Here is a 10107-nt window from a genome sequence, read left to right on the forward strand (position 1 = left end):
CGTCACGCGACGGCCCGTCCTCCAACGGCAGAGGACATTACGGGCGAACAGCCGCACCGATCAGCGACCGAAACCCGCTGACGAATCGAGGTTAGATCAAGACGAGGGCGAGACATGGCGGTCGTTCTCGAGTGGCAGTCTGAGGCGATGAAACCCTGGAGCACCTCCACCGAGAACGAGTTGCGACATCTGCTCAATGAGTGGGATCCGATCGGCGTCGCTGACCTCGTGCAGGACGAGTATGACTGCATGCTCGCCCCTCTTCTCGGGCGGCTCTGTCGCAACGCCAGCCAGACGGAGATCGGTGAGTTCCTGCGGCACGAGCTGAAGGATCACTTCGGTCTCGATCCTTTGGGCTTGCGGCCCGATGCGATGGCGGCGCGGGTGATTGCCTGGTGGACATCTGTCGACCCGGTCTGAGAGGCAGTGCAGTTGGCCGTACCGCTTTCCATGGGAGTGGGCCCGAACGTGCGTCAGGCCGAAGGGCCGGAACTCACACCACCGAAAACACATAAACCCCACGGAAGACCTCGCGCACGCTCTTCCTCTGCTGCCGAAGACTCAACGTCACCGTGCATCGCCGAGGGCCGAGTAATGCAGCGGCGGCATGCCCGCATGGCTGCTCAGCCCGCCGTCCTCGCCAACGCGACGTTGCTGGGCGGCGGCTGTGCGCGAGGAAACGGCAGGAACGCCGTCAACCCCCATCAGTGCCAGAGCCGTCTCCGCACTGACGAGGCGGTTTACCGCAGCGGACAGCCTCCGATCCGATGCTCTCGGCTCGTCATCGTGGTTCGGGTCGGGGTTGGTCGTGCGGCCCCCTCTTGGGTCAGTGAAATCCCACCATCAAAAGCCCACCTGACCAGCAGCAAAACTCGACAACCACACCCCCGACCACTGACTCTCACCACTACTGACACCAAACCGAGAGATCGCAGCCGGGCAGGCGGCATCTGCTGGCCGGCGCGGAGCCGTTGCAGGAGGAGTGGAGGGGGCACTATCCGCTCTTCCCAGGGCTGCTGTTCGTCCTGGACGGCACCGGCCCCGTCGGCATCGAAACCTGTATCAGGGCTCTGGCGCGCGGCCGCCGCGGATCTGGCGCTGGCCGACTTCATGCGCCACGTGCCCCGGGCCTGGAGACGCCCCGCGCAGCCCCCGCTCACCCTGGCGAAGCCGCTGCGCAGCACCCCCTGGCAGTGCGGGTCAGTGGCCCAGGCGGCAGGTGTGCCAGCCCCGGCCGTCGCGTATCAGCGTGCCCGACCATTCCAGGTGGGCCATGTGGTAGGCGACCGATGCGGTGCTGCGCATCCCGATCGTTCGCTGACCGGCGCGGTCACCGGCGGCCCCCAGAGCTGGCTCCGGTGTCTGGTCCGCAGGCGGCGGTGCCGCCGGGCGGCGATCAGCACGACCACCGCGCGCAGCACACTGATCGCGCCGGCCGCGTACATCAGCAGGCCCAGCAGCAACACGAGCCAGTCGCCGGCCTGCAGCACCCGGATGAGGGCCAGCCCCTGCAGATGAGCGCCGAGCCCGGCGGGCTGGACGGGTGCGGCCATGCCGACCGCGTCGGACACCGTCGCGAACGTGAAGCCCTGTGCCTTCAGCCTGGGGATCAAAGTGTTCAACGCGGCGACGGTCTGGGAGCGGTCACCGCCGCCGTCGTGCATCAGCATGATCTGCCCGCCGTGCCCGTGCAGTGTCGCGTTCGCGAGGATGCGGTCCACTCCCGGACGCTGCCAGTCCTCGGCATCCTGAGTGGTGAGCACCGTGGCACAGCCCGCCGCGTCGGCCTGCTTCAGGACGGACCAGTCGGCGTCGTCCAGCGCGTCGTTCTTCGAGGAGAACGGCGGCCTCAGCAGTGCGGTGGTGACCCCGGCTGCGCCGGCCACCGCCAGCTGCGTCTCGCGCAGCTCCAGGGAACGCTGCCATGGGGCGAGGTGGGCCAGGTCGGGATGGGTGAAGGTGTGGATGCCGATCTGGTGGCCCTCGGCGACGATCCGGCGGATCAGCTCCGGGTGGGCGACGACCTCGGTTCCAACGACGAAGAAGGTCGCGTGTACGTGATTGCGGCGCAGCACGTCCAGGATCCGCGGTGTCCAGACGGGGTCGGGGCCGTCGTCGAAGGTGAGCGCGATGGTGCGGGCCGCACCTGGGCGGTGTACGCAGAGGTGGCGGCGTCCGCGATCACGGGGCCGCCGTGGGCCACCTGGGTGGGCACTGCGGCACTGCTGCCCCGGGTGCCGGTCACGTTGTCCGACGTGATGCCGAACATGTGGTGGGTGTAGCCCTGCAGCAGGAGGGCCGTCGACAGGTTCACCACGAGCACGCTCAGCAACAGCCAATGGCTGCGGGGTATGACTCGCTACGGCGACGAGGAGCGTAGTGGCGTCTGCGGTTGGTCACGTCAGGGGCCTTGGATCACTTCACTGGCTTGTGGGACGAGCCGATCGCGCGGCCCTCGGAGGTGGTGGGCCTGGAGGCGGGCTTGGAGGTGGGGGCGGCGGTCGGGGCCGAGGTCGGAGACGCGATGGCGGTGGGCGGCCGCGGTAGGCGCGGGTGCGGCCGCAGAGCCTGTCGACTGGTCGGTGGAGCCGGAAGTCTTTTGCGCCCCCGTGGGGCGGGAGTTCTTCTGCGCCGCGGTAGGGCCCACACTCCCCGCGGAGTGGCCGGTGCCGGGGGAGGCGTCGGGCGCGGTCGCCCGGGGCGTGGCCGGGTGCGTGGAGCCCGTCTGCGGGACGAACGGGGCGCTGAGGCTCGGGCCGCCAACCACGGTGCTGATCAGCAGAGCGATGTAGCCGCCGGCGGGGATCACCAACAGGCGTGCGGCGCGCAGCACGCGGCGCTGGCGTCGCCCCGAGGAATCGACGAAGACGGGCCGCACCGACTCGCGCTTCGGCGTGTCCGGTCCCGGTACGGGAAGGCCGGGCGTGTCGAGTTCTGGAGGCGGCACGGTGAGGACGTCTCCATGGGGAGCGTCCCACGCCATCGTGGCGGGCCCCGGTCCGGCGGCGTGCAGATGCGTCCCGGTGGCGTAGGAGGCTGTCTCCCCCACATAGGCGTTACCCGTCGGGTACGACCATTGGGCGAGTTGCGGGTCCCAGGACCTCGTCGCCGCGTCGGTGGTGGCGCACTCGTAGCCGTAGTCGTGCGCGTACCCCACGCCACCGTACGGACCCTCGCCGTACGCTCCGCCGCTCTCGTCCGTCCACTGCACGAGTCGTGTCTCCTGTCCTGGCCGACCTACGCAGTCGTCTACTTGGTAAGAGCAATTTCGGCCGGAGGTGTTACACCTCGACCGACACAGCACGGAAACTGAAAGGGACGGGTCGGTCAACAGCAGAACCGGCAGGACGACGGCATGAGCCCCGCCGCTGCTCCAGGCAATACGGATTGCTGCGGCGCAATGGGGGGGCACCCGAACTTGGATCGGCAGCACCGATGAGGTCCGTGATCCGCACACCAGCCGCCGTCGGTCCGATGCGTGTTTGGGGCGGCCGGCCCCGTGCCGTGGGCGGGGTCCGGCCGCCCCGGTCCCTCCTCGTGCCGCTCCCCGGAGGAATCAAGAGCGGCACGAGGAGTGGTCTGGGAAGTGCGCAGCGCCGACGTCCAGCACGCGATCGCCCCGGGGCCTGCTCCGCGCTGACTCGACACTCACACGGGCACGGTCGGCGCGAAGCGCCACCCGGCAGGGACGGTGTCAGGCGGGCACCACCGGGCGGGCCGACGAACGGGTCGTCGCCGCCGTCCGCGAGGCGCTGCGCCGGCGCGGCCACTCCAAGGGCACCATCAACTGCCTGTTCCCGCTGATCACCCAGATCCTTCAGGACCGGCACGGCCCTGGCGCCGTGCCCGCGCCGTGCGGCGCGTAGGCGGAACATCTGTCGCAACAGTGCCCGGGTCAACGGTCCACAGCGGGCAGGTGGGACGCCGGCCTCCACGACAGACCGGGACGCCGCCCGCCTGCTGCCGACGGCGAAGAGCCGCCACGGGGCCGACCTGGGATCCGATGCCGGTGCTCCGGCGCATCGCGGAGCGCATGGTGCCGCTGATCGGCCCGGATGCCTGGGTGGTCGATGACGTGTCGTTCCCCAAGGACGGGAAGATGTCGGTGGCGGTCTCGGTGTCGTGTGCGGCACCAGCCCCGGTCACGAGGGCCAGGAGCAACACGACGAATACCACCGCGTAGCAACATTTCAGACCGGTCGACAGGTTCCGTATGAACCGGCTCAGCCGGTCGCCGTTCGCCCTGTCGAGCAGGGTACGGCCGCTTTTGGAGAACAAGGCCCGCAACAGGGCGGCGCCGAAGACCGGGAAGATCGCAGCGAACAGGAAGACCACGACAGCGGAAGGGACCCTGTTCGGTCCTGGCAGCCAGGTCACCGCAGTGAGCAGCAGCGCGAACACGTACAGGACCCAGGCGAGAAGGAAATGGACTCGGCTGCCCCACCGCAGGCCGGACAGCTTTACCCGGTCCATGCGCCGCTCCTCCCTCTGTGTTTGGGTCGCCCAATGCTGTTCCGACGACCCACATAGCATCACGTGCCCCCGACGTCACACGAAAGATCCCGCATCGGCAGCCTGCGAACACGGTTCCTGCCGGATCCCAGCACCAGACGGTATTCCGGGCCCGTACCGCTACGCCCACTTCCAACGACAAGGCCGACACCCCGGCCGCCGACGCCGAGCCCAAGCGCCCGGCCCGCAAGCGCGCCCCCGCCAAGCCGGCCGCCGACAAGCTCACCTCCTGACCCACCCTCACACCGGCCGCCCACCCCACCAGATGGGCGGCCCGGCCCGGGCATGAGAGCAGGGCCTCTTGGTAGCTCGGAGGGTGTCTATGCCAACTCGTGCACCAGGAGGCCCTGTTGTCGCAGTTGTATGCCAACGCGGAGGCGGAGTCTACTTCGGCGACCCTCGCGTGTGACTGTGTGGCTCACCGGTTCGGAAACGCCGCCGACAACGGGGTGCGCAAGCGCCGCTACCCGACCGCGGGTCCGCCCTGTGGGGCCCCGTCTGGATCTACCCGTCACCGGGTTCCGCGGGCGCCGGTCTCGGCGTCGTGATCGAGTGTTCCGACATGCTCGGTGGCGCCTTCCGCTTCGCGGCTCGGGCCGTGATCACCTTCGCCCTCGGCTGAGGCCGAGGCGGAGGCGGAGGGGTTCTCGGCGCGACGCCGATGACGGCGGCTCCGGGAAACCAACCCGGCGGCCACCAGCCCGATAAGGACGATGACGCAGAGCAGCAGCGTCCAGGGAACGGTCCAGGCGTGGGTCGTGGTCTTCGCGCCGGCGAGCGGCGCGACCGAGCCCGACGCGTCGGTGAGGAGCGGGACGAGGGTGACCGTCCCCGCCGCCCGCAGCGCGGGAGCCACGCCGTGGACCGGCACGGTGACCTTCCAGATCTCGCCGGGGAGCAGCGCGGGTGAGTCGTCGACGTGGCTGGCGGCGGCCCTCAGGACCCCGAAGGGGCCGGACACGGCCACCGCCTGACGAGCCGCCAGGATCGCGTTGCCCGTGTTGTGGATCGTGTACGTGACGGTGGCGTCTCCCCTGCCGACCGGATTCGCCGTACCCGAGTACCGCACGTGCAGGTCCTGCACCGACAGCTTCGGCTCGAGCGCTCCGCCCACGCGCAGCCGGATCCGGATGCCGAGGCGGCGGCCGGTATCGGTCCCGTCCGCCAGCGAGGTGACGATGCCGCCCATGTGGTCGCCGGGCGCGGCGTCCCGCGGGACCGTGAGCGTGAAGGGCACCTTGACCGACCGGCCGGGCCGGATCGCCACGTCGGGTCGGTCCGTGCGGACCCAGGCACCCACGCGTGTCGACTTCGCGTCCTTGGTGACCAGGTCGAGCCTGCCGGCCTCGTCGGTGAACGCGTCGGCGGCGTACACGGCCAGGTGGAGCGGCGTGGTGCCGTGGTTGACCACGACGAGAGCGTCGTCGACGTGCCCACCGGGATTGACGGTGTAGCTGTAGTTGGGTCGGTCGGAACCGAAGTCGTTGGAGGCCGTCCTGACTGCCCAGGAGACGTCGCCGTCCGCCGCCGCTGCGGGTCCGGCGCCCGTTGCGAGGAAGGTGAGCACGGCGAGCAGGGCCACGACGGCGGACCGGTGGAGGGCTGTGGCAGCGGTGGTGGTACGCGGTCTGGGCGGGCGCATCTGAAGGTCCTCGGGGCGGTGGGAGCGGAACGGGAGTGGGGTGGGCACCCGGCGGTACCCACCCCACCGGTGGAGCGGGCCGGAACGACTGGGCGCGGTCGGCGCGAGGGTCCCGGCGTCACCCCGGGTCGGCTACTGGAGCCAGTCGGACTTGTCCGGGGTGGTGGTGGCCACGTCGGCGCGCTGGGCCCAGCCCTTGCCTCGGTAGGGGTGGATCACCGCCTTGTCGACGGCGGAGCCGACCGGCTGAGCGGGGGTGGCGCCGCTGTCCGGGCCGCACCACTTCACCTTGTTCAGCTCCACGGCGGCGTTGGGTGCGGCGCACGTGCCGCTGCGCAGGTTCTCGACGACGAGCTTGTTGTCGCGCACCTGGACCTTGACGTAGGTGCGGACGTGCTCCTGGTCCTCGACCGAGTTGGCCCAGTGGTTCTTGGGGTTCAGCGGGTCGGGACCGAAGTTCGGGTCCTTGTTCGTGTCGGGAGCGGTGAGGTCGTAGTACTTCGACCCCGACGCGGAGTTCGCCGTCACGTAGACGACGCCGCCGGGGCCCTGGGCCACCTGGGCGGCACCGGGCTGCTCGTCCGGGTGCGACTTCTTGCCGTTCTTGAGCACGTAGCTACGAGAGTAGGCGTGGTCGTGACCCTGCAGGACCAGGTCGACGCCGAGCTTCGAGAACGCGGTCGGGAAGTCCTGGCGGCGCTGCTTGTTGTCGCTGTCGTTCGCGTGGGCGGCCGGCGAGTAGATCGCGTGGTGGTAGACGAGCACCGTGTACTTGGCGTCGGCACCGTGGTTCTTGATGACGTCGCTGACGTACTCGATGTGCGCGGCGTCGGAACCGTTGGAGTACGCGTTGCTGTTCAGGTCGATGAACAGGACGCCCTTGTACGTGTACCAGTAGTTGCCGCCCGACCGGGTCGCCGAACTGCCGTTGTAGTACGGCGCGGAGCGGTCGGTGTTCGGCGTCCAGAAGTGCTGCTCGTACGCCCTGCCGCCGACGTCGTGGTTGCCGATCGTGGCCGCCCACGGGTACTGGCGCAGCTTGTCGGGCCCGAGGAAGGCGTTCCACTGCGTCTCGGTGTTGGCCGTCTCGACCTGGTCACCACCCGACACCAGCAGTTCGGCGTTCGGGTTCGCGGCGAGGGAGACGTCCAGCGTGTCCTTCCACCCGGCGCCGTCCTTGTCCACGTTGCCGGACGCACCGATCTGCGGGTCGCCGTAGAACAGGAAGTCGAAGTCGCCTTTGAATTCTTGTGTCTTGAAGGAGTACGCCGGGGACCAGCTGCCCTCGGATCCGACGCGGTAGGAGTACGCGGTGCTCTCGCGCAGGCTGTCGATCGTGGCGTGCGCGTTGTGGCCGCCGTTGACGCTGTTCGCGGCGACAGTGGCCGGGAAGGTGACGGCGTCCTCGGGGAACTCGCCGTCCACGACCTGGGAGGTCGGTGCGACCTGTACCTCCTGGGCCGAGTCGGTCGGGGTGTACCAGGACACGACGCGTTGCGATTCGTTGGCGCCCACCCCCAGGACGATTCCGGCGGGCGTCGCGGAGGTCTCGGCGTAGGCCCCGGTCATCAGACCGCTGCCGAACGCCGCTGTCACGCCCAGGACCACGGCGGTGGCGCTCATGGCTACCCGGCGACGGACGAGCCCAGATCGCTGGGCCCCCTTGTCGAGCTTCATCGGCTTCCGTTCGTTCGAGAGATGGAGGGTGGCGTAAGAACCCGGCAAAAGTCACATGAGACGGTGACGTTCTGATGAACCAGGGAGAAGCGGACCGTTCCACTTACCCGAAGTCAGACGGCCCGTCAGGTCTCGAAGGTCCGCTGCACGAACCACACCAGGCCCATGACGGACACGGCCGCCGCGACCGACCCCGTCGTCCACAGCCCGGCGACCGGCCGGCGTCTGCGCAGCAGGGCGAGGACCGGGAAGACGGCGGCCACGATCGCCAGTTGGACGGCTTCGATGCCCACGTTGAAGACGAGCAGCGACCACAGGAGCGTCCACGACCAGGCCCGGTCGATGCCCAGCGCGGAGGCGAAGCCGAGTCCGTGCACGAGGCCGAAGCAGAACACCACCGCAAGCCGCGTCCAGCCCGCGCGGTCCAGGCTGAGATGGCCGCGGCCGAACGTCCTCAGGTCCGTGGCGTGGGACCGGCGTCGCCACAGCCGCCACAGGTGCCAGCCCGCGACGACCGCGATCGAGAGCGCGATGACAGGTTCGACGAACCACGCCGGAACCTGCACGAGTCCCAGGGCGGCCAGGACGAAGGTCACCGAGTGGGCCAGCGTGAAGGTCGTGGCCGCCAGCACGATCTCGCGCAGCCGGCGCGAACCGACGACGAGCGCCAGCAGGAACAGGATGTGGTCGAGCCCGGTGAGCAGGTGCTCCGCTCCGAGCCGGAGGAAGGTCCAGAACCGCTCGGCCCCGGACTGCCGGGTGGAGAACGACTGGTGCTCGGCGTCGAGGGCCGTGCTTCCGGACGTCAGGTCGAGGTCGTAGGTGACGATCGTCTTGGTGTCGCGCACATAGTCCTCGGAGTCCGGGAACAGCCCGCTGCGCACCTCGTGCGTCTCGGCGGACGACGGGCACCGGTAGTCGAGGACCAGCAGTGCGTACGGAACTTTCTCGCGTCGCTCGATCGTGAAGTCGCCGTCCCTGACCGGTGTGCACGCCCGGCCCCCGGCCGTGACGCCGAAGCGGCGGGTCACGTAGGCGACGACCGAGTCGGCGTGGCGGTCGAGCGCCGCGGCCTGATCCTTCGCGTCGCCGTCGTCGAACGCCGCGGTGCCCGCCCGGAACAGCGCATCGTCCTTTTCGTAGTCGGCGGCGGAGACGACGAGCAGGTCGTACTCCAGCCGGAGTTCGGTACGGACGTGCCCCGCCTCGGGAGAGGTGAGACCTGCGTACACGGTCGAGCTGAACCCGTGGGCGAGCGCCGGCGGCACGGCACCGAGCAGGACGGCCGCGATGATGACAGCGACAGTGGCACAGGCACGACGCCGGGCGGCGGAAAACATGTGACTCCTCTTCGGTCGGCGCACGGAATCTCGTGGGCCCGGATGAACAACAGGTGGCTCGCGCGCGAACCAGCCACGAAGTGAGTCCGGACAAGACGCCCCACGGTCCGAAAAGCGCACGCCATGAGGTAGGAAGTAGGCGCACTCACGCCACTTCGGAGGACGATCCCCCATGCGCTCTCGGCTTCTGCCTGCCTGCACGCTGGCCGCGGCAGTCGCGACCGCCGTACTGCTCGGCGGATGCAGCTCCGGCGACGACTGGTCCCAGCCGCACCCGAAGCCGAGCGCCATCGGTACCCTCGGCCCGGGGTTCGCCGACCCGGCGGCACCACCGGCTCCGGAGGCGACGATCACGCCGCGGCCCGGCTCCTGGGACGCACTCCGGCCGTCGGAGGACTACCGCGTCGTACTGCTCACCGCGGGCAAAGACCCTCAGACCAGGACGCTGGTGAGCGCCGTGAAGAAATGGGCCGAGGAGGTGCACGCCGACCTGAGGACCGTCACCGCCACGAAGCCGGACGAGTTCGTCCCGCACATCAGCGAGGCGATCGGCATGCGGCCCGACCTGATCATCAGTGCCGGCAACGACCTCGTCGACCCCCTGGCCGTGGTCACGGCCAACCACCTCGACCAGCAGTTCCTCGTGGTCGGCGCCGAGTTGGCCGAGCCGACGTCGAACGTCACGGCCGCCGACTGGACCGGTGCCTCGTTCCGCGGCGAGGGACTCGGCATGTCCTCGTCGTACGACCCGGCCAGCTTCACCTCGGAACGGGCCGACCGCGCCGTACGCGCCGGAGTCGCGGCGGTGCTCAGCGATCTGACCGGCATCGTCGTCTGGGTGGACTAGTAGGGCTCCGTTAGGTCTTCTCGGCCCTGTTTGGGGCATGTTGGACGTTGTGGACTTACATGAAGTGAACCGTGCTCGGGCGAAGTTGG

7 protein-coding genes and 1 pseudogene are annotated in these 10107 nt (G+C 69.5%); 3 read left to right on the plus strand and 5 right to left on the minus strand.

The genetic code is table 11. From position 1 onward, the window contains the following. Positions 1-114: 114 nt before the first annotated feature. A complete protein-coding gene (locus ABZ818_RS41150; protein ID WP_361426999.1) occupies positions 115-420 on the plus strand; it encodes a hypothetical protein in 306 nt (101 codons plus the stop codon). An 824-nt stretch (positions 421-1244) separates the two neighbouring features. Here ABZ818_RS41150 and ABZ818_RS41155 read toward each other — a convergent pair. Together ABZ818_RS41155 and ABZ818_RS41160 are read right to left on the minus strand one after the other, a co-directional pair. Next, entirely contained in the window at positions 1245-2339 is a 1095-nt protein-coding gene (locus ABZ818_RS41155; protein WP_361427002.1) for a polysaccharide deacetylase family protein, read from the minus strand. Between the two features lie 62 nt (positions 2340-2401). Next, entirely contained in the window at positions 2402-3211 is an 810-nt protein-coding gene (locus ABZ818_RS41160) for a hypothetical protein (RefSeq protein WP_361427005.1), read from the minus strand. Between the two features lie 780 nt (positions 3212-3991). Here ABZ818_RS41160 and ABZ818_RS41165 point away from each other — a divergent pair. Next, positions 3992-4117, plus strand: a pseudogene (locus ABZ818_RS41165) (transposase); the annotation flags it as partial. Between the two features lie 906 nt (positions 4118-5023). Here the strand turns inward: ABZ818_RS41165 and ABZ818_RS41170 are convergent. From ABZ818_RS41170 to ABZ818_RS41180, 3 genes are all read right to left on the minus strand, one after another. Then, complete coding sequence (locus ABZ818_RS41170) at positions 5024-6154, minus strand: DUF916 domain-containing protein (RefSeq protein ID WP_361427008.1); 1131 nt, start codon at positions 6152-6154, stop codon at positions 5024-5026. Between the two features lie 132 nt (positions 6155-6286). Further along, complete coding sequence (locus ABZ818_RS41175) at positions 6287-7777, minus strand: metallophosphoesterase family protein (protein WP_361427011.1); 1491 nt, start codon at positions 7775-7777, stop codon at positions 6287-6289. Between the two features lie 179 nt (positions 7778-7956). Further along, positions 7957-9171 (minus strand): HupE/UreJ family protein, encoded by a 1215-nt coding sequence (locus ABZ818_RS41180; RefSeq protein ID WP_361427014.1) that lies wholly within the window; start codon positions 9169-9171, stop codon positions 7957-7959. Between the two features lie 172 nt (positions 9172-9343). Between ABZ818_RS41180 and ABZ818_RS41185 the strand changes: the two genes are divergently transcribed. After that, positions 9344-10018 (plus strand): hypothetical protein, encoded by a 675-nt coding sequence (locus tag ABZ818_RS41185; protein ID WP_361427017.1) that lies wholly within the window; start codon positions 9344-9346, stop codon positions 10016-10018. The last annotated feature ends 89 nt before the right edge of the window (positions 10019-10107 follow it).

The sequence above is a fragment of the Streptomyces sp. NPDC047453 genome (genome assembly GCF_040643155.1).
In the GTDB taxonomy this organism is placed as follows: Bacteria; Actinomycetota; Actinomycetes; order Streptomycetales; family Streptomycetaceae; genus Streptomyces.